At 61.5% G+C, this 24,570-nt stretch carries 21 protein-coding genes and 1 pseudogene; 15 read left to right on the forward strand and 7 right to left on the reverse strand.

The features are described 5' to 3' along the window. Positions 1-121 precede the first annotated feature (121 nt). On the reverse strand, positions 122-1,357 hold the full coding sequence (locus ACKFR8_RS08780) for a dicarboxylate/amino acid:cation symporter (RefSeq protein WP_408929809.1): 1,236 nt from the start codon (positions 1,355-1,357) through the stop codon (positions 122-124). 160 nt (positions 1,358-1,517) lie between these two features. Here ACKFR8_RS08780 and ACKFR8_RS08785 point away from each other — a divergent pair, with 160 nt between their 5' ends. The 5 genes from ACKFR8_RS08785 (at position 1,518) to ACKFR8_RS08805 (ending at position 4,129) form a co-directional block, all read left to right on the forward strand. Continuing rightward, positions 1,518-1,979 carry an SdpI family protein gene (locus ACKFR8_RS08785; protein WP_408929810.1) on the forward strand — a complete coding sequence of 154 codons (462 nt, stop codon included), beginning with the start codon at positions 1,518-1,520 and terminating at the stop codon, positions 1,977-1,979. 214 nt (positions 1,980-2,193) lie between these two features. Further along, positions 2,194-2,415 (forward strand): hypothetical protein, encoded by a 222-nt coding sequence (locus ACKFR8_RS08790; RefSeq protein WP_408929811.1) that lies wholly within the window; start codon positions 2,194-2,196, stop codon positions 2,413-2,415. 21 nt (positions 2,416-2,436) lie between these two features. Beyond that, positions 2,437-2,808: a Rieske (2Fe-2S) protein gene (locus ACKFR8_RS08795; RefSeq protein WP_296134009.1), complete on the forward strand. Its 372-nt coding sequence runs from the start codon at positions 2,437-2,439 to the stop codon at positions 2,806-2,808. Between the two features lie 46 nt (positions 2,809-2,854). After that, positions 2,855-3,814, forward strand: coding sequence for a bile acid:sodium symporter family protein (locus tag ACKFR8_RS08800; protein WP_306507485.1), 960 nt, complete (start codon positions 2,855-2,857; stop codon positions 3,812-3,814). A gap of 6 nt (positions 3,815-3,820) precedes the next feature. Beyond that, the gene (locus tag ACKFR8_RS08805) at positions 3,821-4,129 is read left to right on the forward strand and encodes a hypothetical protein (protein ID WP_296134006.1); all 309 of its coding nucleotides are present in this window, start codon (positions 3,821-3,823) and stop codon (positions 4,127-4,129) included. Here the strand turns inward: ACKFR8_RS08805 and ACKFR8_RS08810 are convergent. The 4 genes from ACKFR8_RS08810 to ACKFR8_RS08825 form a co-directional block, all read right to left on the reverse strand. Next, on the reverse strand, positions 4,126-4,458 hold the full coding sequence (locus ACKFR8_RS08810; RefSeq protein ID WP_306507484.1) for a branched-chain amino acid transporter permease: 333 nt from the start codon (positions 4,456-4,458) through the stop codon (positions 4,126-4,128). The genes ACKFR8_RS08805 and ACKFR8_RS08810 overlap by 4 nt on opposite strands. Continuing rightward, positions 4,443-4,670: a hypothetical protein gene (locus tag ACKFR8_RS08815; protein WP_408929812.1), complete on the reverse strand. Its 228-nt coding sequence runs from the start codon at positions 4,668-4,670 to the stop codon at positions 4,443-4,445. Before ACKFR8_RS08815 ends, ACKFR8_RS08810 begins: the two co-directional genes overlap by 16 nt. A gap of 214 nt (positions 4,671-4,884) precedes the next feature. Beyond that, on the reverse strand, positions 4,885-5,484 hold the full coding sequence (locus ACKFR8_RS08820; protein WP_408929813.1) for a YqgE/AlgH family protein: 600 nt from the start codon (positions 5,482-5,484) through the stop codon (positions 4,885-4,887). A gap of 2 nt (positions 5,485-5,486) precedes the next feature. Continuing rightward, the gene (locus ACKFR8_RS08825) at positions 5,487-6,920 is read right to left on the reverse strand and encodes a CCA tRNA nucleotidyltransferase (RefSeq protein WP_408929814.1); all 1,434 of its coding nucleotides are present in this window, start codon (positions 6,918-6,920) and stop codon (positions 5,487-5,489) included. Between the two features lie 28 nt (positions 6,921-6,948). On the opposite strand from ACKFR8_RS08825, the gene ACKFR8_RS08830 reads away from it, so the two are divergent. From ACKFR8_RS08830 to ACKFR8_RS08860, 7 genes and pseudogenes are all read left to right on the forward strand, one after another. Further along, the gene (locus ACKFR8_RS08830; protein ID WP_408929815.1) at positions 6,949-7,551 is read left to right on the forward strand and encodes an NUDIX hydrolase; all 603 of its coding nucleotides are present in this window, start codon (positions 6,949-6,951) and stop codon (positions 7,549-7,551) included. Beyond that, a complete protein-coding gene (locus ACKFR8_RS08835; RefSeq protein ID WP_408929816.1) occupies positions 7,548-9,770 on the forward strand; it encodes a hypothetical protein in 2,223 nt (740 codons plus the stop codon). The genes ACKFR8_RS08830 and ACKFR8_RS08835 overlap by 4 nt, the downstream gene beginning before the upstream one ends. Positions 9,771-9,778: 8 nt before the next feature. Then, on the forward strand, positions 9,779-13,039 hold the full coding sequence (murJ, locus tag ACKFR8_RS08840) for a murein biosynthesis integral membrane protein MurJ (protein WP_408929817.1): 3,261 nt from the start codon (positions 9,779-9,781) through the stop codon (positions 13,037-13,039). Between the two features lie 88 nt (positions 13,040-13,127). Further along, a pseudogene (locus ACKFR8_RS08845) lies at positions 13,128-13,372 on the forward strand (YceI family protein); the annotation flags it as partial. 257 nt (positions 13,373-13,629) lie between these two features. Continuing rightward, positions 13,630-15,342 (forward strand): ATP-binding protein, encoded by a 1,713-nt coding sequence (locus ACKFR8_RS08850; RefSeq protein ID WP_408929818.1) that lies wholly within the window; start codon positions 13,630-13,632, stop codon positions 15,340-15,342. Between the two features lie 43 nt (positions 15,343-15,385). After that, complete coding sequence (gene pepN / locus ACKFR8_RS08855; RefSeq protein WP_296135098.1) at positions 15,386-17,896, forward strand: aminopeptidase N; 2,511 nt, start codon at positions 15,386-15,388, stop codon at positions 17,894-17,896. A 74-nt stretch (positions 17,897-17,970) separates the two neighbouring features. Continuing rightward, on the forward strand, positions 17,971-18,351 hold the full coding sequence (locus ACKFR8_RS08860; RefSeq protein ID WP_321969374.1) for a type IIL restriction-modification enzyme MmeI: 381 nt from the start codon (positions 17,971-17,973) through the stop codon (positions 18,349-18,351). Here ACKFR8_RS08860 and ACKFR8_RS08865 read toward each other — a convergent pair. Together ACKFR8_RS08865 and erm are read right to left on the reverse strand one after the other, a co-directional pair. Continuing rightward, positions 18,290-18,466: a hypothetical protein gene (locus tag ACKFR8_RS08865; RefSeq protein WP_408931022.1), complete on the reverse strand. Its 177-nt coding sequence runs from the start codon at positions 18,464-18,466 to the stop codon at positions 18,290-18,292. The two genes, ACKFR8_RS08860 and ACKFR8_RS08865, sit on opposite strands and share 62 nt — an antisense overlap. A gap of 45 nt (positions 18,467-18,511) precedes the next feature. Next, entirely contained in the window at positions 18,512-19,366 is an 855-nt protein-coding gene (gene erm, locus ACKFR8_RS08870; RefSeq protein WP_070536900.1) for a 23S ribosomal RNA methyltransferase Erm, read from the reverse strand. A gap of 807 nt (positions 19,367-20,173) precedes the next feature. Here erm and ACKFR8_RS08875 point away from each other — a divergent pair. From ACKFR8_RS08875 to ACKFR8_RS08885, 3 genes are all read left to right on the forward strand, one after another. After that, positions 20,174-21,631: an integrase core domain-containing protein gene (locus tag ACKFR8_RS08875; RefSeq protein WP_408929761.1), complete on the forward strand. Its 1,458-nt coding sequence runs from the start codon at positions 20,174-20,176 to the stop codon at positions 21,629-21,631. Between the two features lie 302 nt (positions 21,632-21,933). Beyond that, positions 21,934-22,293, forward strand: a complete 360-nt coding sequence (locus ACKFR8_RS08880) for a Cd(II)/Pb(II)-sensing metalloregulatory transcriptional regulator CmtR (RefSeq protein ID WP_408929819.1) — start codon at positions 21,934-21,936, stop codon at positions 22,291-22,293. Beyond that, positions 22,290-24,182, forward strand: a complete 1,893-nt coding sequence (locus ACKFR8_RS08885) for a heavy metal translocating P-type ATPase (protein WP_408929799.1) — start codon at positions 22,290-22,292, stop codon at positions 24,180-24,182. Before ACKFR8_RS08880 ends, ACKFR8_RS08885 begins: the two co-directional genes overlap by 4 nt. The last annotated feature ends 388 nt before the right edge of the window (positions 24,183-24,570 follow it).

Below are 24,570 nucleotides of genomic sequence, written 5' to 3' on the forward strand. Positions count from 1 at the left end.
GAAGTTTCACGTCAACTTTCGCGCTTCGGCTGACGGGGACCACGGCGGCGTCGGCAAGCGCGATGCCCAAACAAAAAGCCCCTTCCCACAGTAGGGAAGGGGATTGAGTTTCACGTGAAACTTAAGCACTGCGGGCCTCATCGGCCGCTGCTTCTGCGTCTGCGTCGGACTCCAGGCCGTCAATCTTGTTGCGAGCAAATTTGTCAACAATCATGGCGATGGCTCCGTCGCCGGTGACGTTGGCCGCCGTACCCACCGAGTCGATGGCGATGTAGGCGGCAATCATGAGCGCGACCATGGATTCGTCGAATCCCATGTTTGCCTGCAGCAGACCCACCGCAACCATAACGGCGCCGCCGGGGACGCCGGGCGCGGCGATCATCATGATGCCGAGCAGGAAGACGAAGCCCATTGCCTTGCCGAGGTCGGCCTCCATGCCGTCCGCCATGTAGACGATGGCGAAGGCGTAGAGCACCAGCTTCATCATCGAGCCGGACAGGTGAATCGTCGCGCACAGCGGGATGACGAATCCGGCCACCGGCTTGGAAATGCCGTTCTTAAGCGCGGCGTCGAGGGACACCGGGATGGTGGCCGCGGAGGAGGACGTACCGAGCGCAGTGAAGTAGGCGGGTGCCATGGTCTTCAATGCCTTGAACGGGTTCTTCCCGGTCATCGCGCCGGCGATGATGTACTGGAAGACCAGGTACACAATCGTCATCACCACGGCGAGGATGAGCACCTTGGCAAACGCAACGATGACCGTACCAATGTTGCCGTTCATGCCCAGGGAGAGGAAAATTCCGAAGATGTAGAACGGAAGCAGGGGAATCACAAAGCCCCAGATCACCTTGATGACGACGTTCTCCAGCTCCTTGGACACGGCATAGAGTGTGTCCGACTTGACCGTCGTCATGGCCACGCCGATGCAGAAGGAAAGCAGCAGAGCGGTCATCACCTCGAAGGGCGGGGCCATCTCCACAGTGAAGTAGGGCTCTACCGCGCCCGCGTCAATATCCGCCACCTCGGTGTTGAGCGTCTGGCCTTTGAGGATGATCGGATACAGTGCCTGACTCAGGCCATAAGCAACGACGCCCGAGACAATGGTGGAGCCGTACGAGATTCCCGCAGTGATCCCCAGCCACTTACCGGCACCGCGGCCCAGGCCCGCGATGGCAGGAGCCACGAGGGAGAAGATCAGAACCGGGATGAAGAAGCCAAGGAAGTTCGAGAAGAGGCCGTTAAAGGTAGCGAAGGTTCGGCCCAACCATTCGGGTGCAAATTGGCTAACGATGATGCCCAAGACGATCGCCAGGATGATCTTGAACAACAGAGAGTTGAGAACACTCTTAAATGTCATATGTGAGTCTTTTCTAGTGTGGAACCATGGTCATAGCCGCCGCGGCTGGTAGATAAGGGAGAAAATATCTACTATCGGACACGAAATGTATATTACAGCAGCAACCTCATAATCTAAATTGCTTTTCCCTGCGGGGAGGCGACGGGATAGACTATGCATCATGCTCGCAGTTGGAATCGTCTTCTTCGTCCTCGCCGCCGTCCTCCTTATCGTCGGGGGATTGGCCACGCTCCGCAAGCTTCCCGGCAACAGCGTCGTCGGCTTGCGCCTGGCGGAGATCCGTAAGTCGAAGGACGCGTGGGATAACGCGCACGCCATCGCCGGACCGTTCTGGATGCTGGGTGGCGTCTCGCTTATCTTCGGCGGCGCCGTCGCGCTCACCGCCTCTGGCTGGATGTGGCTCATCCCCGTTTTCACGTTCATCATCGCGCTCTTGGCGCTCTCCATCGGATCGAACATGGGCGCCCGCGCCGCATACCTGTGGGACCAGGCCCACAAGGAAGAGGAGGGCTGCGGCGATTCCTGCAATTGCGGCGACTCCGGCTGCGGCGATTCCGCACCGACCGTCGATGTAGCAGCGCTCCGCACCGCCGCCCAGCACGCAGATCGAAACAACGCGTAGCACCCCGAATATATCGGCACTGTTACGAAACACTCTCAGCTTACCGTGGATGGAACTTATCGTCACTCCATAATTTCTACCCATCGTTGGTGAGACCCATATTGGGGTAGAGTCGCCAGTTTTCTTAAGGCCAACTGGCAACATGACGCCAAGACGATGGCAACGCGGTCCGGTCGCGTGACAATGCTAGGGAAGGGGGAGGACGATAGTCCTCATGAAGTTTCCACAGCAAGCACTTCCCATCGTCACCGCGGCCGCGCTGAGCCTCACGGTGCTCGGTGCCGGTGCCACCTTCGCGCGCACTGTCGAGACCCGTGTCGCGGACCGGGCAGAGGCGGGGACCATTTACAGCGACCTCGGAACCGCGTACGGGTCCTACGACTACAGCGGCAGGAGTGCCTCAGATCTCCCAGTGTGGAACGGGGACCACGCCTAGAAACGCGCTAGGGTAGAGGGCATGACTCAGTGTTCACGTCGCATGTTCCTCCTCGGTTCCGCCACCACCTTCGCGGGTGCCTACCTCGCCGCGTGCGGTAAGGAGCCGTCGGCTGAAGTGGCCGCAACAGAAATCCCTGTCGGCTCTGCCATCATTGTGGATAAGGTTATCTTCGCCCAGCCCACTGAGGGCGAGTTCAAGGCCTACTCGCAAACCTGCCCGCACCAGGGCAGCCTGATTACCAAGATCGACGGCATGACCGCAACATGCACGACGCACTTCTCCAGCTTCGACCTCGCCAGCGGAGAGGTCACCGGCGGCCCGAGTTCCAAGCCGCTCACTGAGTACGGCGTCGAGAAGAACGGCGATACCGTCAAGAACGTTTCCGCGTAACGTTTCACGTGAAACATGGGCGCACTGACTAGCTACAATCAACTCTATGATTGAGCGCCTGAAGAATCTAGACCCCCTCATCGTCCTCATTCTTTGCGCCGTAGGCGTGGCCATCATCGCGCCGGCCCGTGGGGGCTTTGCGGACACCTTCGATGTTCTCACCAACATCGGCATCGCGCTCCTCTTCTTCCTCTACGGCGCACGCCTGTCAACGCGCGAGGCCATCAATGGCATTAAGCACTGGAAGCTACACCTGACGATCTTGGCGTTCACGTTCGCGGTGTACCCGCTCATCGGCCTAGCCCTGCGCCCGCTAACGCTCTTCATCCCGCACGACCTCTACCTGGGCATCCTCTACCTCACACTGGTGCCGTCGACTGTGCAGTCCTCGGTCGCCTTTACGTCGGTAGCCAAAGGAAACGTGGCCGGCGCCATCGTGTCCGCCTCCGCGTCGAACCTGGCGGGAGTCGTCCTGACCCCACTCCTCGTCATAGCACTAATGGGCGCCGGCGACGGCATTCACATCGACAGCTCCGTCTTCCTCGAAATCTCCGTACTCCTCCTGCTGCCCTTCGCCCTGGGTCAGCTCACTCGCCGATGGGTAGGAAAGATTGCGGCCAGCAAGGCCACCAAGATTGTGGACCGCGGATCCATCGTCATGGTGGTCTATGCCGCCTTTTCCAAGGGCATGGTGGACGGCATTTGGTCACAGATCAGCGTCTGGCAGATCCTCTTCCACATCGCCTTCTCTGCGGCACTGGTCTTCTTCATGCTCTGGCTCACCCGATTGGTAGGTCGGACCCTTGGGTTCAGTAGGGAAGACACCATCGCCATCGAGTTCTGCGGGTCCAAGAAGTCTTTGGCCACTGGGCTCCCCATGGCATCCGTAATCTTTGCCTCCGGCGCGACATCCCTGGGTCTGCTCATCCTGCCGCTCATGATTTACCACCAGGTGCAGCTAATGATCTGCGCGTCTGTGGCCGCACGCTACGCACGGGTAGAGTAGGGCGCTATGACTACGCTCTATGTCCGAACCACGATGTCCATTCCGGAGGTCGGCACCGCCATTCACGTTGCCGAGATGAAGGAGCTCAGCGACGACTCTTGCATGATGGTCCGCATGATCGCGCTGGCGCCCAATGAGGCGATTGTGGGGGCGGCGACGCCGCAGACCTCGGTAGGCAACGCGGACATCCCACAGCAGGTGGTTCCGCACCCGCGGACCTACGACCAGTTCCCGGACATCGACGCGGAGCTTATCGACGCCCCAGTTTTCCACTCCTTGTGGACCGAGGCCCAAGCTCTCTACGGCGACCTCTAGGCAACGAGGTTGACCAGCACCATGTAGAACACCGTTCCCCCGAAGATGGATAGCCCGGAGTTGCGGCGCCACAGGTGCAGCCCGGCCTTCACGGCAGCGGCCGCGATGGGGGCGAGCACGTTTCCGGTGTCCCGCATCTGCCCGAACACGGTGTAGACCACGAGCACGGTCATAACCCCGACCGGCATGGTAAAGCCGAGCATGCTGATGAACTGGCTGCCCTCCAGGGCTTTGACGAAGGCGAACGGGAGCCAGCGCAGCAGCACGGTGACGATGCCGACGGGGACGAGCACCGCCAGGATGGCGGTAAGGGTTACTCCGGCTGGCATGGCTCTTCCTTTCGCAGCACCAGCGCGCCGTCCAGGCGCGGGGAGAGGAAGCGGAGAAGCAGCAGGAGGAAGTAGGCGGTCAACGCCACCATGAGAAGCTGCCCCGGGGCGAGGACGGCGGCGAGAATTCCCAGGGCGCAGGCACTTAGCGGGAGGGAGTAATCCTTGTTGTTCTGGAAGGAGTCGATGGCCAGAACCACGAAGAGTGCCACGAGGGCAAATTCCAGGCCTTCGATAGAGGAGGGGATACCTTACCCGGCCAGCGCCCCGATGATTCCGGGCCGACCCACAGCACCTGGCAGAAGGCCTCCACCGTGAAGACGAAGACGCCGGATGGGCGGGAGCCGCGAGGCAGGGAGGAGAGGATGGCGCTGACAATCTCCTCCTGCATGGCTGACATGCTATCCCACGCGGGATGAATGGCCCCTAGTTATCTTCATCCACGTAGCGCGGGAAGGTGGAAAACAGCGGCAGCGGCATGGGCTGGCGCTTCATCACGTCCGCCCAGACGTCGGCGCTGCCCGCGGCGAGGACGTCCTGAGGCAGGGCTGGCGCAACGTACCACTCGCCGCGCTCGATCTGCTCTTCCAGCTCGCCGGGCTCCCAGATGAAGCAGCCGGCAAAAAGCCGCATGCTCTCCACGAGGGGGCTAAGCTCGTCGGGGCCGACGCGCAGATCGACGTACGCGAGCCGCGGCGCAAGCCGAGTCAGCGCTGGTTCCTTATCAATGTCTACGCCCTGGCGCGTCATGGCCACGCCGGCGACGTTCCTGTCGTTCTGAGGGCCGCCCACATAGAGCGCCTGGGGCTTGGCCGCCAGGGGCAGCCACTCCGGCATGACGTTAAAGAGAGCGACTTCGGAACGCTTGGTCAGATCGACGCCAAACGTACGCCCGGCGTCCTGCTCACCGATGAGGATGACGGAGCGGTTAAAGTGCGGCATGAGGGTGTCTGGCGCGGCGACAAGAAGCTGGCCAGGCACGGGATCGTTGCGCTCGAGGGCGTTGAAAAGTCTGTCTGCGTACATCCCTATCTAGAATTCCACCACTCGCGCAGCTTCGCAATAGCAACCTCGCGCTCCAGCGGGCCTTCCTCGAGGCGCAGCTCCTTGAGGTACGACCACGCCTGGCCCACCTCCGGGCCGGGCTTGAGATCCAGGATCTCCATGATCTCGTTGCCGTCGAGGTCTGGGCGCACACGGGCGAGATCCTCCTTGGCCGCGATCTCCACGATGCGCTCCTCTAGTTGATCGTAGGTGCGCTGGAGGCGGCGGGCCTTGCGCTCATTGCGGGTGGTGCAGTCCGCGCGCACGAGCTTGTGCAGGCGGGGAAGGAGATCGCCGGCGTCCGTGACGTAGCGGCGCACGGCCGAGTCGGTCCACTGTCCATCGCCGAAGCCGTGGAAGCGCATGTGGAGGTACACCAGCTGGCCGATGTCCTCCGTGGTGGCCTTAGGAAACTTGAGCTTGCGCAGGCGCTTGCGGGTAAGTTTGGCGCCGACCACCTCGTGGTGGTGGAAGCTCACCTTGCCGTCGGTGGTGTCGCGAGTATCGGGCTTGCCAATATCGTGCAGCAGTGCGGCCCACCGGAGGATGAGGTCGGGGCCGTCTTCCTCCTGGTCCATAGCTTGGCGCAGCACTGTCAGCGAGTGCGCATAAACGTCCTTGTGCTGCGCGTGCTCGTCGGGAGCCATGCGCAGGGCCGGAATCTCCGGGAAAATATAGTCCGCAATGCCGGTCTCGACGAGCAGGTCAATGCCCTTCCACGGCGCGGTGCCACAGATCAGCTTGTTGAGCTCCACCTGCACGCGCTCTACGGTGATGCGCTGGATTTCAGCAGCCATGTCGGTCATGGCATCGCGCACGCGCCCCGCCACGTCGAACTCCAGCTGCGCTGCGAAGCGGGCGGCGCGCAGCATGCGGAGCGGATCATCGTGGAAAGAGATCTCGGGAGCGTCGGGCGTATCCAGCACGCGGTCCGCCAGGTCATCGAGTCCGCCCATCGGATCGTGGAATTCGCGAGTGCCGTCCGGGCGCAGCTCGATGGCCATGGCGTTGACCTTGAAATCGCGGCGCACGAGATCGCCCTCGAGGGTGTCGCCGTACACGACCTCGGGGTTGCGGGAATCGCCGTCGTAGCTATCGGAGCGGAACGTGGTGATCTCGATCTGCTGGCCCTTATAGGCCGCCGAAACCGTGCCGAAGTCGATGCCGGTATCCCACACGGTCTCGGCCCAGTCCTCGAGGATGGAATAGACCACCTCCGGCCGGGCGGGCGTGGTGAAGTCCAGATCGTTGCCCAGGCGGCCCAAAAGAGCGTCGCGGACGGAGCCGCCGACGAGGTACAGCGGGGCGTCGTGAAGCGCGAAGCGTTCCACCAATCCACTGAGGAGGCCACTGAGCTGGCTGACGGTGGCGTCCGCGCGGGCAAGAACGCCGATTAGCTGAGTGTCCTGAAAATTCACGGATCGAAGTCTACTACGATTAGCAGGGATGACTAAGAACACGCCAGGCTCGAAGCGCCGCCGCCGGCGGGGGTCGGGAAACCGCAGCCGCCGCACGGGACGCCCACAGCGCGCCTCCACCAACCGCATGACCACGCGGGACGAGACCTCCGCGGGTGGTCTCGTCGTGTCTGGGCTAGCAGAGGCTATCGATGAGAACGGCGACGTGGACCTGTCCCAGATCTATGTGGCGCTCATCGGCAGACTGGACCGCCGCGGGCGGCTGCTGTGGTCCATGCCCAAGGGCCACGTAGAAAACGGCGAGCCGAAAGAGCTCACTGCTGAGCGCGAGGTGTGGGAGGAGACCGGCATCTACGGCAAGGTCTTCGCGGACTTAGGCATGATTGACTATTGGTTTGTCTCCGATGGCGTACGCATCCACAAGACCGTGCACCACCACCTGCTGCGCTTTGAAGACGGCATCATGAATGATGAGGATCCGGAGGTCACCGAGGTCTCCTGGATTCCGGTCTCTGAGCTCATTGAGCACTTGGCCTATGCGGATGAGCGCAAGCTCGCGCGCATTGCGCATGATTTGCTGCCGGATCTCGCGCGAAAGGAAGCGTCCGCAGGAAAGGCGACCCCGCGGTGAGGTTGCGCAGGCTCTGCGCCGCGGCAACTCTGGCCCTGTTCTGCGTCGCACCGGCGGCCCCGTCTCCCCAGGCCCGGGCGCAGGATGCCCCCGACCCGGCGCTGGAGAATGCGCAATACTGGCTGGGGGCGCGTGGCCCCGACGAGCTGGAACTGAGCCTCGTCCGCGCCTCCGAGGCGCACGTGGGCCAGTCCGTCTCCGTCACGCTGCGGCTGGACAATACGAGCGAGAGCGCAGTGGACAACCTGCAGGTCACCGCTCGCCGCGGCGACGCCGTGGACACGACCTCCCAGGCGCGCCAGCAGCTGGCAGCGGGGGCATACCAGTACTACGGCCCGTCGGATAGCGCCGGCTCCCTCGAGCCGGGGGAGTCCCGGGAGATCACCCTGGAGGTGCCCACGGCGCTGGGGGATGAGTCCACCTTGGCGATCACGGATCCGGGTGCTTACCCGCTGCTGTTTACGCTCACCGGCACCCGCGACGGGGAGGCCGCGAACTTTGCGGAGGAGCGCGTGCTTCTCGACGTCCTCGGGGACCCCGCACAGCACGAGCCTGCGGCCGACTCCGACTCTGAGGCCGACGAGCGCCACCAGTTTTCCCTAATCTATCCCGTCACCGCGCAGCTGGACGTGGTGCCGGGCGATACCGGGGGCCAGGATCTCATCCTGGAGAGCGAAAACCTGGCGGGGCAGTTCGCTCCCGGCGGGCGCCTGGACCAGCTGGTGGAGACCTACCTCTCGCACGACCTGCACGGCTCGGGCTGCATGGCGGTGGACCCGGCGCTCCTCGACGTGGCCGATCGCATGGCCGCCGGCTACACGGTCAACCCCTCCCGGCCGTCCATTGCGCAGCGCCCAAAGCGCCTGCGTGATTCCTGGTTTTCCGCCTCCGAGCAGGACCGCGGCGATCCCGGCACGGGTTCGGCCGATGCCGCCGCGTGGCTAGACAAGATGCGCACGGTGGACTGCACCATGCTCCTGCCGTGGGCGAACGCAAACACCGACGCCGTGGCCGAGGCGAACAACGCGTGGCTTACCCACGAAGCTCTAGAGCGCGGCGCGGACACCGTCTCCCGCATCCTGGGCACCACCGTGAATTCGGAGCTCACCGCGCCCGCCTCCGGCACCACCGCCCACGAATTCTCGGTCCCGCTGGTGGTGGCGGATAACTCAACGTGGGTAGGCAACGCCACGACGTTCGACTCCTCCCTGGGAGCCCTGTTGGCGGAGTCCGGCAGCATGCCGCAGACCGTGGGCTATTCGAACCCGGAGCTGCACTATGACTTTGCTGAGGACTCGGAGCAGGCACGTGCGCTGACCGCGGGGGCGTCGATTAGCGTGGCCGCCGCCCAAGAGGACCAGAAGGACATGGTGGCCAAGCTGCCGAACTATCTGGACCCCGCGGCCGCGCGCAGCGTCATGGAAACCACGCAGCGCCTGCTCGACGCCGGGCAGCTGGACCCCCGCCCGGTCACGGCACTGCCCATCAAGTCCGCCCAGGAAGGACCAGACGGCGAGCCCGGCAGCCCGTACCCGGACCCGGCCGCCTTCCGCGAGGCGGAGATTGCCCAGGTGGCGCAGCAGGCGCGCTACACGGACGAACTCATGTCCATCATGGTCAACGAGCCGTCCATCGCGCTCACGCGCTACGGTTTCACGCTGCCGCTGCGGCGCGACCTCCTCATTGCGCTGAGCGATACCACGCGTACCAGCTTGCGCGGCAACGCCCAGGCGGCACGCGCGAGCCGGGAGCGCCTGCAGAAGAACTCGGACGCGCTGCGGGACTTGCGGTCCTCGGTGTCCCTCATCCCGCCCGGCAACGTGTACACGCGCGTTTCGGAGTCATCCCCGCTGCTCATCGTGGCGGAGAATGGGCTGCCGCTGCCTGTCGACGCTCACCTGGCCTACGACGCGCCGGACGGGGCGACGCTGAGCACGCAGGATTCGGTTCACATTCCGGCCAAGGGATCCATTACCGTATCCATGACCGCAGACCTACCCAGCGACATGGACCGGACCTCGCTCCGGCTGTGGCTGGCCACGCCGACCGAGTCAGACGGGCCCGCTGGCCACCTGATTTCGGAACCCATCGATATCACGGTGCAAACGCGAGCCGGTATCGTTAGCGTCTATGGCGTCGGCATCGTCGCCGCACTCGCCCTAGCCCTGGCCGCACTGTTCCGGCTGGGTAGGCGCAAGAAAAAGAAGTCTCACGGATAGTTTTCTCAATGACACATAATGCAACACCCGGTGTCCGCCGACGGATCGTCACGCCCTCGCCGCCCGCGCCGGTGCCAGAGAAGCGCGCGCCGAGCGGCGTCGTTGCTGTCGACGACGAGCAGGAGGACCGCTCGGGCCTTAAGGGTTCGTCCTCCACCTCTGGAGAGCCTTCCGGCGGCGACGCCACCAACAACTCCGACGGGGCCGTCGTCCGCGCCACCGGCTCCATGGCCATTGCGACTCTGATTTCCCGCATCACGGGGTTCCTACGTCAGATGCTGATTGGCGCGACCTTGGGTGACATTGTTGGCAACGCCTTCGGCGTAGCCAATCAGATCCCAAACCTGGTGACCGAGATCGTGCTGGGCGCGGTGCTCACGTCTCTTGTCGTCCCTGTCCTCATCAGGGCAGAAAAAGAAGACGAAGATAGAGGCGAGACCTTTATACGTGAATTGTTCACTCTTGCAACCATCTTGCTAGGCGCCGTCACAATCCTCGCAGTTATTGGTGCGCCACTCCTGACACGACTCATGGCCCCCGGAGACAGTAAAGTCAACGCGATCCAGGCAACATCGCTGGCGTACCTGCTTCTGCCTCAGATTTTATTCTACGGACTCTTCGCCCTATTCCAGGCAATTTTGAATACCCGCAACATATTCGGCCCTGGAGCGTGGGCGCCCGTTGTTAATAACATCATCGCCATATCCGTCCTTATGCTGTACTGGTTGGTGCCAGGGTCGCTTGACCCATTTGCCCCATCTCCCGTCACGGACAAACACATTCTTTTGTTGGGCGTCGGTACCACGCTTGGCGTCGTTGTACAGTGCCTCATCCTGGTTCCCTACCTCAAAAAGGCCCGTATTAACCTTCGCCCTAAGTGGGGAATCGATAACCGAATTAAGCAATTCGGCGGCATGGCACTCGCCATCATCACCTATGTGGCGATCTCTCAAGCAGGCTACGTAGTTACTTCCCAGGTGGCTTCTTATGCAGATCGTGGCGCAATGCTGGTTTATCAAAACGCCTGGCTCATGCTCCAAGTCCCATATGGCGTCATTGGCGTTACTCTCCTCACGGCGATCATGCCGCGACTCTCACGCAACGCAGCCGAAGGCGACGTTGAAGCTATCGTCAAGGACCTCACTCTTGGGTCCAAATTGACGTTCATTGCGCTCATCCCCATCGTCATTTTCATGACTGGGTTCGGTGTACCGATTGCCCGCGCACTTTTCCAATACGGACACTATGGTGCCGACAGTGCAGAGAAACTCGGCCTTACAATTTGTTTCTCGGCATTTACGTTGATCCCCTATGCCCTCGTCCTACTTCACCTCCGAGTGTTTTATGCTCGCGAAGAGGCGTGGACACCAACGTTTATTATCCTAGGAATTACTCTTACCAAAGTCGTCCTCACACTCCTTGCGCCACTGGTGGCTGATTCCTCCTCTAAGGTAGTCATCCTGCTCGGAACAGCGAACGGCTTTGGATTTGTCTCAGGTGCGGTTATCGGTGGATTCCTTCTAAAGCGCAAACTAGGCAGCCTGGGCGGTCGCGAACTCGCCAAAACTGTCGTGTGGTCAACGATCTCCGGAATCATCGGGCTCATCGTGTGTGCGGTTCTGTACTGGGCTGCGTCATTCATACTGCCCGAGCAGATACATTCCATCTTCTACCTCGTTGAGGTGATGATTCTAGGCATCGTCTTCGTGGCCGTCACCGGCCTGGTGCTCTCGCGCTCGAAGCTGCCGGAGGTCATCAACCTGGGCCGCCAGCTGCAGCGCATCCCGGGCATGTCCCGCATCATAAAGCTCGAGCATGCGGAGGCCATCGAGGTCGAGGCCCCAGAGCAGCTGGAGATCCAGCCGATATTCAGCGTGGATGCCTTCAACTCCTCCCCGGTGCCGCCGCCGATGTCCGCCGGTATTGTCCGCGGGCCGCGCCTGGTGCCGGGCGCCCCGGTCTCCGACGGCCGCTTCCGACTCCTCAAGGACTACGGCTCTGCCGCGGGTACCCGCTTCTGGAAGGCGCGCGAGCAAGCCACCGGCCGCGTGGTGTCCCTGACTTTCGTCGATACCACCGGTGAGGCCCCCATGGCCCCGGCCACCCCGGCAGTGGCCGCCCGCCGCTCCGCGGACGTATCCCGCGCCACCCGCAAGCTCGCGGAGCTGGAGCTCGACGCCATGGCGACCAACATCGACATCCTGTCCTACCGTCAAGGCTGCCTCGTCGTGGCGGACTGGGTCGAGGGCACCTCGCTCAAGACCGTCTCGGAGGATAAGGACCTCGATCCCCGTGCCGTTGCCCACGCCTTGGCACCGCTGGTGCGCACCACGGCAGCCGCGCACGCGGCGGGCCTTGTGCTGGGAATTGAAAACCGCAACCGCATCCGAATTTCCACTGAGGGCATTGCCACCCTAGCCTTCCCCGCCGTGCTGCACAGCAACGATGAGGAAACCGACCGCTCGGCACTAGCCTCTGCCATTTCGCTCCTTGTGGATTCCACCAGTCCGACACCGGAGGTACTACAGGAGATTGCTGCCGACGCCGAGGAGGGCCAAGACTCCGATCTCGAGGACATCGCCACGCGCTTGGCGGCCTTCGCCGGCGATAACGAGGACGGCGAAGAGACCCTGCAGATCCCGGTGGAGAAGACCCCACGCAAGGAGGACCCGAGCCCAGTGCCGGGCTTCGGCGGCCGCGGCTACTCCGGCTCCGGCGCCGTGATCTTGGGCGTGCTGTCCACCCTCTTCGTCGTGGCCATGGCCGCGCTGAGCGTGTGGATCCTCTCCCAGGTTGGCAATGAGGAGACCTCCCCGGTGGTCTCGAAGCCCGATTCCGCAGCGGAGACCACCTTCCCGGACGTGCCGCCGGTCCTGTTCAAGGACGTGCACCTCACCTCGGTGCCGGAGGGCAAGACGGTGCCCACGCTGAAGAACAAGCCGTGGAGCACCAAGCAGGAGGACACGGGATTGCTGCTGAGCATCGATGAGTCCACGCAGCTGCACGTGCTGCCGCTGACGCAGAAGAATTCCACGGGCGCGAAGTACGTGGTCTACGGCGTGCACTCCGCGGACTTCGACGCTGACAAGCCGAAGGTGGATAAGCTCACCAAGCTCGCGGACGGCACGCTGAAGACGGCGCGCCAGGACATTGAGCTCAAGGAAAAGCCGGAGGCCTTCGACGCCGCGCTCATCATGTTCACGGACATGCCCAAGTCCGGTTCCGTTACCCTGCGGGACGCCATGCTGGTGGGCATCCCCACCGACTAACGCTGTAGCTTCCGCCCCGGTCTGGTGCATTTCCCCAGACCTCGAACCCGAAACTCCCTGCTCGCGGGATCCGGCGCATGCCGCGCTTGACGACGCCACCGTCACCGGTGACCTCACCATTAAGGGCACTACCAAGTCCGTCGACTTCAAGGTGGGAGAAGCAGGCGTGGCCGAGGATCCCTTCGGCAACACCCGCCTGGGCTTCGAGGCTAAGACCTCCATCAACCGCACCGATTTCGGAAGGGCCACTTCAACGCACCGCTGAAGACCGGCGGCGTGCTGGTCTCCGAGGAGATCAAGATCGAGCTCGAGGTCTCTGCCATCAAGCAGTAAGCCATCAAGCGCGATACCGCGCCTTGAAAAGTTGTTCTTAGTTGTTGCCCGTAGTGCCCATTCCGGTACTGCGGGCAACAACTTTTTAACAACTAGAGGCACGGCAACCGAGTAATAAACAACTCTCAAACAACTTTCACAACGCTGTGGCCTGCACGTTCTAGAACAATTCCGCGTCAGAAGCTGCCATATTAGCCAATAGTTGTTTATTAATTGTTGCAGAGTTGTTTGAAACAACTCTGCTACACTACGGGGCCATGAGAGAGGACGAACTCGACTTCATCATCCAGGCACTGCGCTCGATTGAAGCCGGCGCAACCGCCGATAGCCTGGAATCCGAGATTCTTGATTTTAAAGAAGACCCCGCCGTCCACCCGCAAAATCGCAATCCAGACGCGTCTCTTGTTGAATTCCTCATCGATGAAGCCGTGTGCTTTTCCAATGCCGATAGCGGGAACGCTTTCATTGTGCTTGGAGTCGCAGACAAGAAATCTGGACCAGACGCATTTACAGGCACCCAACGGGAATTGGACTGGCTCATAAGAAAAATCTTCGAAGGAACACAGCCCAACATCCACGTCGAAGCAGAAGAGCTAGAGTGGTGTGGAGCCCGGCTCATCGTCTTGCGCGTTCCCCGTGGCATCACGCTGTATCAGCGCCCTAAGGGACAGGCAAGCAGGCGAGTAGGCACTCGCTGCGTACCCCTCACCGAGCATCAACGCCGCGCACTCTTTTTCGACCGCGCCAACCCTGATTACACCGCTCACCCCTCGCGGCGGGGACTCGAGGAACTCGATATGACGGCCGTCGATCAGGCCCGACACCTCCTAGCCCAAGCTAGGGCAATGTCCGGCTCCCAGGAGCCTGTTCCCGCGACGGCCCGCGAACTCCTGGGGGAACTAGGGCTGCTGGATTGCTCACAAAACCCCACATACGCGGCCGAAATCCTTTTCATGCCTCCGGTATCCCAGCAGGTTACAGTTCGGCACCTCCTCCGTCTTGTACCTGGCGGTGAGCCGAGAACAACGGAAATCTCTGCACCCCTCATCACCACATACTTGCGGTTGAAAGAGCTAATTCGAGTCAATGCCCAGCAAGAAGTGGAGCGCATCACCCTTGCCACGGGTCAAGAAGTATCGATCAAGGCTTTCCCAGACACCGCTGTCGACGAGCTTGTCTCTAATGCCTTAGCCCATCGAGACTGGGACGCGTCGGCTGCGGTAGTCATCGATCAATCTCCCATAGCCTTCTCTGTATGGTCTCCCGGTGGTCTTCCCACAGGTGTACAGCGCGATCGAGTTCTCACAACACAATCAATTCCTCGCAATCCCCGCCTTATGACAGCGTTAAGGATGCTGGGGTTAGCAGAAGAATCTTCCCGTGGATTCGACCGCATGTGGGCTTCCATGCTGTCTAGTGGTCGCCATATTCCGGAGCTTCGCGCCGAGGAATCCTTCGTCGAAGTTATTTTGTCCTCTGGGCGCGTTGACACCGCGTTTGTTAAGGCCGTGACCAAACTCAAAGGTGCTTTCGGCGCTGAGCCTTTCAACAGCGTCAATGGCCTCATCATTGCCCGTCACCTCATGGACAACCAGATCCTTCTATGCCACACCGCTGCCCAACTCATGCAAGTCAGCGAAGATCAGGCCGCGGATACTCTTCGGTGGTATGAGAGCCTCGGTTTCGTAGAACAACTACGGGAAGCGCGAGAATGGATACTTACCACCAAAGCCCGAACACTGATGGGGCTACACATAGAGGGACACATTGCAGCGACCTCCGTTCAGGATTGGATCCTGGCTCAACTCAAAGAAGGAGCTGCGCTGACCACGCGTGAAATCGCCGAAGAACTGGGAGTAGATCGGGCAATTGTCACGGGAATACTGCGTCACCTGCGGGCTATCGGCCAAGCGCGCATCGATCCTGATGGCCCACAGCGCGGGCCCAACACACGGTGGATTCTTTCCTGACCACCCTGTGATACGCAGCGCAGCGGAGCTTAAGATGTAGCCCATGACTACCGCCAACCTCACCCATGCAGAAGCCACCGCCCGCAGCGCCGCGCTGCGCCTGAGCACCTACGAGCTGCACCTCGACGTCACAAGCGCGCCCACCGACGCCGACTCCTACGAGGTCACCTCGCGCATGAGCTTCACCACCACGCAGCGGGAGACCTTCGTGGACTACCTGGGCAAGGCCGTGCACTCGGTGCGCGTCAACGGCAAGGAGGTGGAGAACACCTTCGACGGCGGCCGCGTTTACCTGCGGGATCTCCCGGTAGGGGAGGAGCTCACGGTCGAAATCACCGGCTCCTCGTATTACTCCCGCACCGGCCAGGGCCTGCACCGCATGCGCGACCAGGCCGATGGCACGACGTACCTCTACTCGCACCTGGAGCCATCCGATGCCCGCCGCATCTTCCCCTGCTTTGACCAGCCGGATCTCAAGGCCAGCTACGAGGTGTACCTCACCGGCCCGGAGGGCTGGCAGCTCTTAAGCAACCAACCAGAGGTCGGCCGCGAGAAAACGGAGAGCGGGGAAGTAGCGCACTTCGCGCCGACCCCTCTGCTCTCGACGTACCTGACGGCGTTTGCGGCTGGGCCGTACGTCGAAAAGCACAGCACCTGGACCGCCCCCGATGGGTCCCTAGAAGTGGAGCTGCGCGCCTTTGCCCGCGCCTCCATGGCGGACTACGTCGACGATGAGATACTGCAGGTCACAGCACAGGGCATGGATTTTTTCCACGCGAACTTTGGCTACCCGTACCCGTGGGGCAAGTACGATTCCATCTTCGTGCCGGAGTACAACCTGGGCGCGATGGAAAACCCCGGCCTGGTGACGTTTACGGAGCACTACCTGTTCCGTTCCGCCGCCACCCGCGCGCAGCATGCAGGGCGCACCAACACCATCCTGCACGAGATGTCCCACATGTGGTTCGGTGACCTGGTCACCCCGCAGTGGTGGGATGACCTGTGGCTCAAGGAGTCCTTCGCGGAGTTCATGGGCGCAGATGCTTCCGTCAACGCCACCGAGTACACCGAAGCGTGGGTCAACTTCGCCGGACAGCGCAAGAACTGGGCCTACCTGCAGGATCAGCTGCCCACCACGCACCCCATCAAGGCCGAGATCCCGGACGTGGATGCCGCGCGCCAGAACTTCGACGGCATTACGTATGCCAAAGGTGCGGCGGTGCTCAAGCAGCTGGTGCACTACGTGGGCCGCGAGAACTTCTACGCCGGGGCGCGCGACTACTTCCAGAAGCATGCCTTCGGTGCCGCGACCTTCGAGGATCTGCTCGCCGCCCTGAAGAAGCACACCGACCGCGACCTAGATGCCTGGTCCACCGCCTGGCTGCGCACGTGGGGGCCGGACACTCTCACCCCGGAGCTGCACACGGATGGGGACAAGATCCACGAGCTTGCCATCACTGTCGACGCCGAGGACACCACGCGCCCGCACCGCCTCAACGTGGCGCTCTTCGATGACTCCCTGGCCAAGTACGCCACTCTCGACGTCGACCTGGCCGGCGAGCGCACCATCCTCGACGAGGTCTCGGGGCTGCAGGCGCCGGCGTTGCTGCTGCTTAACGACGGCGACCACACCTACGCCAAGGTCCGCTTCGACGAGACCTCCCTGGAGACCATCCGCACCCGGCTTTCCGAGGTGCCCGATGAGCTCTCCCGCGCGGTCATCTGGACCTCCCTGTGGAACCTCACCCGCGACGGCGAGTGGCCGGTGCGCTCCTACCTGGACACCGTACTCAACCACGCCCCGGCGGAGTCCAACCCCACGCTTCTCACCACCGCTTTTGCCAACGCGCGCTACGCCATCGACCACTTCGTGAGCGAGGCGGCGCGCGAGGAAATCCGCGCCGACTACGCCGAGCGCCTCTGGGAGGTGCTGCAGGCCGCCCCGGCGGGCTCCGACGCGCAGCTCACCGTCGCCCGCGCCGCCATCCAGGCGTTGGCGGCCACCCCGGCAGAGTCCGGCACGCAGCGTCTGCGCGCGCTTTACGACGGCTCCCTCGACGGCCTCGCCCTCGACCCGGATATCCGCTGGTCCGTCCTCCGCGCGCTGGCCGCCCGCGATGCCGTCGACGCCGAGGAGCTGGAGGCGGAGAAGGCGCGCGATAACACGCTCACCGGCGCCGCCGCCTACCTGGGTGTTTCTCACGCCTTCCCGTCGGCCGAGGTCAAGCGGGAGGTCTTCGACCTCGTGCGCACGCCGGGGAAGTACTCCAACGCGGAGGTGGATTCCCTGCTCGCGGCGTTTAACGCGCCTCGCTCGGCCCACCTCACCGAGGCCTTTGCCCAGGAGTACTTCGACTCCTTGTCTCAGCTGTGGGAGGAGCACCCCATCGAGATTGCCAACCGCCTGGTGCGCGGGCTCTACCCGGATCTCGCGATGGCCGACGCCGCCACCAGCGAGTTCTTGGGCAGCGAACGTCCGCGTGCACTTCGCCGCGTGCTGCTGGAATGCCAGGATGCGCTGCGTCGCGCGCACCGCGTCCGTGCCGCGCAATAAGCACGGCACGGGTTACGGACCCGGTCCCAGATTCCTCAATACCCTGAGCCGGAAGAATGGAAAATGGAAGGTTGATGTATCCCCACTATTCATTTGTTCATTTTTCGGAATACATCGGGAGTTACCACTGCGGACCAGCTCTGTGTGAACTAGATGAGAAGGCACAGCAGCGAATCATCGACGCTGGACAGTTGGTGCTGCGGGCACGCGAGCGGCACCCCGAGCGGTCACTCGAGGATCACTACAACCCGTTATCGAAGGACCCAATTCTTCTCAAGGCTCACGACGAATTGGACCGCGGAGTAGATAATGCTTCGGTGCGGCACGAAAACTCACCAATGAGCGCCAGCGCCAGGAGCTACTGTTCGCCAGCTGCGGGGAGTTGGCGAGGGGCTATGCCTCCTCGCTTTCACCAAAATCAAAACCACCAGCAGGGTCGTTCCCCGTGCGGGTGATTTTGATCGGCCCCGCTGCCGGGTATAGAACCCTGTCGCCGGCAACGCCGGGAACTATGACTGTGCCCGACGAGAACACATCACTGTCATAACCCGGCTCACGGTAGACCAGCACTGGTCGTCCACTACTACTGGTGGATTTCGGTTTTGGTGGCGGGGGTTAACGCCGCCGGCCTCGTTTTTTCCGTTGAGGAGGGCGTTGACTACTTCCCGATTGTGAAATAGGCCGATGGTGCGGTGGAAAGGAACCAGTCACCTGGAAGAGATCGATCCAGTCGCTGGTGCGCAATCTAGGAGGTAGGGTTGCGGGGTCAATTCCTCGCAAGCGCAACCATGATTGCGTCTCTGAACGTGATGAAAACAACCCTGCCCTTCGGAGAATTTCCCCTATCCCGCGTCCCCGGGCGGTGAAAACGGTGTGCACCATCGCCTGAAAGGCTTTGCGTTGCTCTATCGGGATCTTCGGATCACCCACCCGGCGGATCACTAAGATCCCCCCGTCAACGCTTGGCTGTGGCCGGAACGCAGACCTTGGTACTCGGGAACCAAGGTGAAATGTGAACCACGGGGACCACTGAGCCGTCATCATTGTGCTTGCGCCTACCCCGGCCCGGCGGCGAGCGACTTCCCACTGCATGAGGAGTACAGCGTCAGTCCATGACGGCGCATGCAACAACTTTCGAAGAATGGCAGTGGTGAGGTGAAAGGGAATGTTTCCCACAATGACGCAGGGAGTGACGGGTAACGGGTAGTTGAGGAAATCATCCTGGACCACTTCGACCGCCGCCGAGGCGGTCCTTTTTGTGAGTTTTGCAGCTAGTTTTGCGTCTACCTCAACTGCCGTTATTGCTCTCCCCAAGTGGGATATCGGGCGAGTGAGGGCACCGCTTCCTGGACCGATCTCAATGATGGGGCCGGAGGTTTGTTTTACAAGATCGACTATTGAGTTGATGATCTTGTGGTCTGTGAGAAAATTTTGGCCATGTTCGTGACGGCCGTATCCGTATGTAGACATCAGGTGTGCTCCGTGGAGTTGAAACGGAGCCGGGCATGGCAAATGGCCGCCCGGCTAAAGGACCGGAGCGGTTTTTAACCTGCGGGAGGGAGAAAACCGCCTTAGCGGTTGGTGAGCGGCCGCATGAAAACAGAACCTGAAATCAACATGAGCCTATGGTATCCAATTAATTTCGCGGAGTGCAATACGGTGAGAAGGAAGACAACCGCACCGCAACAGTGCAAGACATCTCTGGATTGGAATTCGTCCTACCTTCGGCTCGTCGTACAGATGCCACTGGCGCATTCTGTATCTGGGCAACGAGGGGGAGTTACCCTCACCTCCGAATGTTTTTAAGGTGCACCCCTGATTACGCTGCGGTACGGGAGTAATTTTGTCCGACTGATCGGACTGTCCACCGACGTGGGGCGGGTAGTTCGAGGTCCCAGCAGATGATCGCCTCGATTTCACCGCGTTCAAAGGATGTCACCATGGCGTCGTAGTCGGGGCGAGCCACATTCTTCTTTGACGCGGAAATGGACTGATCGACGTCGTTAAGTCCTATGTCCAACGTGCAAGTCACGCTGCTTTGCAATGGCTTCACAGTCCTGACGCTGCCGGTCAATGGTGCGGCCATCCACGTCAGCGTCTCGTGAGATACAAAGGTAAATGGGAGCGCGTGTTGTCAAACGCTATTAATAGGGCCCTTAGCTACACATTGTAGCTTAAACTTGTGATGTCTAGCGACATTTTGGACACGGAGTCCAGGATGTTTTTGGACGGGATGTCTAGTGGCTTTTTGGACGTTTGCGGCGGTGGAATAGCCGGATGGCTATTCCATTGCATAAGCGTAGAAAGGTCGCAGATTTCGATCCCGTTCGTGACGGCAAGACGGTCACACAGTTTTGCAAAGAATTGGGAATCTCGCGGCAGACGTACCACAACATCAAAAGCCGGATAGCGCAGAAGGGTCGGGCAGGCATTGTGCCGGATTCGACTGCCCCGAAGAATCCGATTAAGAAATTCCACGAGGCCGACAAAATCGCAGTCGTCCACGCCAGGCAGGAGTTGATGGAGCAAGGCTTGGATTATGGGCCTTGGTCGATCTACTACTTCTTGTTCGACACTGTAGGTCCAGATTCCACACCGTCGCGTTCTACAATCGCCTCGTGGCTTCATGAGCTGGGATTCGTTGATGCCAACGCCCGCAAACGGCCACGCAGCTCCTATAAGCGCTTCGCCCGCGCTCTCGTCGGTGAACTCTGGCAGATCGATGGACTGGTCTATCGCCTCTTTGACCACGCCCACACACATGTCACGATTTACCAGGTTATCGATGATGCCAGCAGGTTCGATGTCGGAACCACAGCGTTCGCTCTGCCAGAAAACGGTACTGATGCGCGCGCTGTGCTGGCCGCAGCGTTCGCCGCCTACGGCAAGCCCCAAGAAATCCTTTCCGACAATGGCGATGCGTTTGCCACCTATCACCGTGGTTTTCTCTCTGCTACTGAAACTTGGCTCGCCAGCCAAGGCGTTCTTGCTATTGCTGGTTTCGCCCCGACAACCCAGGGAAAAGACGAGCGCTCTCACCGCACGTTGACCCAGTTCCTCGATGCACGCCACCCAGTTAGCCTTGCTGAGGTCAACGCCTATCTGGCTGAATATCGCCAGGTGTACAACGAGCGACGACGGCATCAATCACTGCTGGTCGGCAAAATGCACATCACACCACGCCAGGCTTTCGATACCTTCCCCAAGGCACCGTCGCCTACGCATCCACTCGATCCTGAGCAGGTCTGGGCCCGCGTAGTCGCCTACAACCAGGCTCACAATCCACACGCTGTACCCGAAATGCTAAACGGCCCCGTGGAAGCGGCAACTTCACACGAGGCCAGCACCGATGACATGGCAGCTCAGCAGGGCATACCTTCCACCGATACCCCCACACTAACGGTGCCGACGACAAATTCAACAAACCATTGGGGCATCCCAGACCAGCTCTGCGTGAGCAAAGATGGCGTTGTACGCGTGTGCGGCTTCGGTCTCTACATTGGTCTGAGGTTTAAAAACCGCAGGCTCTACTCCACGGTCACAGCCGATAACGTTGCGGAGTTTTACACGGCCCATGACGGTGAATTCCTCTTCAGCGTGCCGCTGCCAATCACGTTGAGCCACAGGCCACCAGGTGGCCAGATCAACATCAACCTCGTTGAAGGAATGAAACATCGCCAACCACCGCGGATGAACCCGAAACTATCCAAACCCCGGCCGAAACGCAGGCCATAACCATAAACCGCTAGAAGTGTCCAAGAACTCCATGGATTCCGTGTCCAAGAAGACACCGGACTCCATGTCCAAAAACCCTATGGACATAACAATTGTAGCTTAAACTCCACGGTATGTAGTTGCAAAGTTACTTTCTCGAGAACCTCGCCGCCCACGTCGCTCCCGCGTTGGGTGGCAGCCGAACCACAAAGGATCAGTCATCTGCTATCCCATCGACTAATTCTTGTAGGTCGCAGGACCTTCGCGTAACTGTCAGTTCAGCGCATTTTGAATAGTTCAGCACACGATGTATTGTTCAACACATGCTGACCATTGCTTCACGCCTCGACGTCATGAACCGGCTCGGCCGGGCCATGGCGGATCCGACGCGCTCCAGAATCCTGATGACCCTACTCGACGGCCCGAGCTACCCGGCCGTGCTTTCGCGCGACCTGGACCTGACCCGCTCGAACGTCTCGAACCACCTGACCTGCCTGCGCGACTGCGGCATCGTCGTCGCCGAGCCGGAGGGCCGCAAGACACGCTACGAAATCGCCAATCCGCACCTCGCGGCAGCGCTCAACGCGCTGGTGAACGCGACGTTGGCTGTCGACGAAAACGCCCCGTGCATCGACCCTGCATGCTCGGTACCCGGCTGCGGCGAGAAAGGAACGGACGCATGAGCTCGGCGTGTGGATGCGCACACGAACCCGCCACAGAGATCGAAGAACTCGATCGGCCATGGTGGAAGGACCCCGAGTTGCTACTGCCGATCTTCTCCGGCGTAGCCCTCGGCATAGGCCTGGCGCTGGACTGGTCCGGGGTAGAGACACCCGCGACAGTACTGTTCTGGGTCGGCCTGCTGCTAGGGGCGTATACGTTCGCGCCCGGCGCGATCCGAAACCTTGTCACGAAGCGCAAGCTCGGCATTGGCTTGCTTATGACGATCAGCGCGGTCGGCGCGGTGATCCTTGGTTTCGTCGGAGAGGCCGCGGCGCTAGCGTTCCTGTACTCGATCGCCGAGGCGCTTGAAGACAAGGCAATGGACCGGGCACAGGGCGGACTGCGGGCACTGTTGAAGCTGGTACCGCAGACCGCGACGGTGCTGCGCGACGGCACGTCGGTCAAGGTCGCAGCGAAGGACCTTGAGGTTGGCGAACTGATGCTCGTGCGCCCCGGAGAGCGGATCGCCACGGACGGCATCATTCGGTCCGGACGCTCCAGCCTTGACACCTCAGCGATCACCGGAGAATCCATTCCGGAGGAGGTTGCGCCCGGCGACGAGGTACCCGCGGGAGCGATCAACTCCGCCGGTGTGCTTGAGGTCGAGACGACCGCAGCTGGAACGGACAACTCGCTGACCACACTCGTCGACCTCGTCGAGCAGGCGCAGGCGGAGAAGGGTGACCGCGCCCGGATCGCCGACCGGATTGCCCGACCCCTAGTGCCCGGGGTGATGATCCTGGCGGTGCTGGTCGGCGTGATCGGCTCGCTGTTGGGCGACCCCGAGACGTGGATCACCCGTGCGCTGGTGGTCCTGGTCGCAGCGTCGCCGTGCGCGCTGGCAATCTCCGTGCCGCTGACGGTCGTGGCCGCGATCGGCGCGGCCAGCCAGTTCGGAGTAGTCATCAAGTCCGGCGCGGCGTTCGAGCGACTCGGCGGCATCCGTCACCTAGCGGTAGACAAGACCGGAACCCTTACCCGCAACCAGCCCGAGGTTAACGGAGTGGTCCCGGCAGAGGGATTCGATCGGGCTCAGGTGCTTGCTTTCGCTGCGGCAGTTGAGCAGCAATCGACGCACCCCCTCGCCGCGGCGATCGCGGCAGCGGAGCCCGAAGCACCCGCCGCCCTGGACATCAGCGAGGAAGCCGGACATGGCATCGGCGGCACCGTCGAAGGCCGACGCCTGCTGGTGGGCAGCCCCCGGTGGATCGACGCCGGGCCACTGAAGGCAGACGTTGAGCGCATGGAATCCGAAGGCCAGACCTGCGTCCTGGTCACCGTCGATGACACCCTCGCCGGAGCGATCGGCGTCCGCGACGAGCTGCGGCCCGAGGTGCCCGAAGCCGTGCAGACCCTGCGCGCCAACGATGTGGAAGTGAGCATGCTCACCGGCGACAACACTCGTACCGCCCGGGCGCTGGCTGAAATCGCCGGAATCGACGACGTGCGCGCCGAGCTGCGCCCGGAGGACAAGGCAAGCATCGTCGCCGAACTCTCCTCCAAGACGCCGACGGCGATGATCGGCGACGGCATCAACGACGCGCCGGCACTGGCGGGCGCAACGGTGGGCATTGCGATGGGAGCAACCGGCTCTGACGCCGCGATCGAGTCCGCTGACGTCGCCTTCACTGGCCACGACCTCCGGCTGATCCCGCAGGCGCTGCAGCACGCCCGCCGAGGCAGCAGGATCATCAACCAAAACATCGTGCTGTCTCTGGCCATCATTATCGTGTTGATGCCACTGGCGATCAGCGGTGTGCTGGGCCTGGCCGCCGTCGTGTTGGTTCACGAAGTCGCCGAAGTCATCGTGATCTTGAACGGCCTGCGGGCTGCACGAGCGAAACGCTGAGGCTGTGACCGGCAAGTCTTATAAGAGTTAAACCACGCGCCGAGCGCACACACGTTGGACCAGGCGAGTCATTCGAGTTCACCACCTGGTCCTTCTCGATGCGTGCAGGCACGGGAACTGTGGGTGAACCTAATAGTTCAACGGCCCGATACCGCTTGCAGATTCTACACACGAGGTAGCGGAATGGGCCGGGGCCGAACGAAAACCGGAGTTAGAGACAGCGCTCTTCAACCTACCCCCCAATAACGCGAAACGTCATTAACGCTCCGCGTTACACGTTAAATTTGAACTCCACGCAGTAAGCATCCTGCTTACTGCGTTGCGAAGCGGAAGCTTCGCGTAGCGGACTGAAGAATCTTCCCGTAGACTCGCAGACACATTAACGGGG

Source organism: Corynebacterium axilliensis (assembly GCF_046097495.1).
In the GTDB taxonomy this organism is placed as follows: Bacteria; Actinomycetota; Actinomycetes; order Mycobacteriales; family Mycobacteriaceae; genus Corynebacterium.

Excerpts from the sequence above, each read along its gene's own strand:
- ACKFR8_RS08860 (WP_321969374.1), top strand. The coding sequence starts at position 17,971 with ATGTATCCCCACTATTCATTTGTTCATTTTTCGGAATACATCGGGAGT.
- ACKFR8_RS08820 (WP_408929813.1), bottom strand. The coding sequence starts at position 5,484 with ATGTACGCAGACAGACTTTTCAACGCCCTCGAGCGCAACGATCCCGTG.
- ACKFR8_RS08795 (WP_296134009.1), top strand. The coding sequence starts at position 2,437 with ATGACTCAGTGTTCACGTCGCATGTTCCTCCTCGGTTCCGCCACCACC.
- ACKFR8_RS08875 (WP_408929761.1), top strand. The coding sequence starts at position 20,174 with ATGGCTATTCCATTGCATAAGCGTAGAAAGGTCGCAGATTTCGATCCC.
- ACKFR8_RS08850 (WP_408929818.1), top strand. The coding sequence starts at position 13,630 with ATGAGAGAGGACGAACTCGACTTCATCATCCAGGCACTGCGCTCGATT.
- pepN (WP_296135098.1), top strand. The coding sequence starts at position 15,386 with ATGACTACCGCCAACCTCACCCATGCAGAAGCCACCGCCCGCAGCGCC.
- ACKFR8_RS08790 (WP_408929811.1), top strand. The coding sequence starts at position 2,194 with ATGAAGTTTCCACAGCAAGCACTTCCCATCGTCACCGCGGCCGCGCTG.
- ACKFR8_RS08830 (WP_408929815.1), top strand. The coding sequence starts at position 6,949 with ATGACTAAGAACACGCCAGGCTCGAAGCGCCGCCGCCGGCGGGGGTCG.
- ACKFR8_RS08805 (WP_296134006.1), top strand. The coding sequence starts at position 3,821 with ATGACTACGCTCTATGTCCGAACCACGATGTCCATTCCGGAGGTCGGC.
- ACKFR8_RS08880 (WP_408929819.1), top strand. The coding sequence starts at position 21,934 with ATGCTGACCATTGCTTCACGCCTCGACGTCATGAACCGGCTCGGCCGG.
- ACKFR8_RS08885 (WP_408929799.1), top strand. The coding sequence starts at position 22,290 with ATGAGCTCGGCGTGTGGATGCGCACACGAACCCGCCACAGAGATCGAA.
- erm (WP_070536900.1), bottom strand. The coding sequence starts at position 19,366 with ATGTCTACATACGGATACGGCCGTCACGAACATGGCCAAAATTTTCTC.
- ACKFR8_RS08785 (WP_408929810.1), top strand. The coding sequence starts at position 1,518 with ATGCTCGCAGTTGGAATCGTCTTCTTCGTCCTCGCCGCCGTCCTCCTT.
- ACKFR8_RS08780 (WP_408929809.1), bottom strand. The coding sequence starts at position 1,357 with ATGACATTTAAGAGTGTTCTCAACTCTCTGTTGTTCAAGATCATCCTG.
- ACKFR8_RS08810 (WP_306507484.1), bottom strand. The coding sequence starts at position 4,458 with ATGCCAGCCGGAGTAACCCTTACCGCCATCCTGGCGGTGCTCGTCCCC.
- ACKFR8_RS08800 (WP_306507485.1), top strand. The coding sequence starts at position 2,855 with ATGATTGAGCGCCTGAAGAATCTAGACCCCCTCATCGTCCTCATTCTT.
- murJ (WP_408929817.1), top strand. The coding sequence starts at position 9,779 with ATGACACATAATGCAACACCCGGTGTCCGCCGACGGATCGTCACGCCC.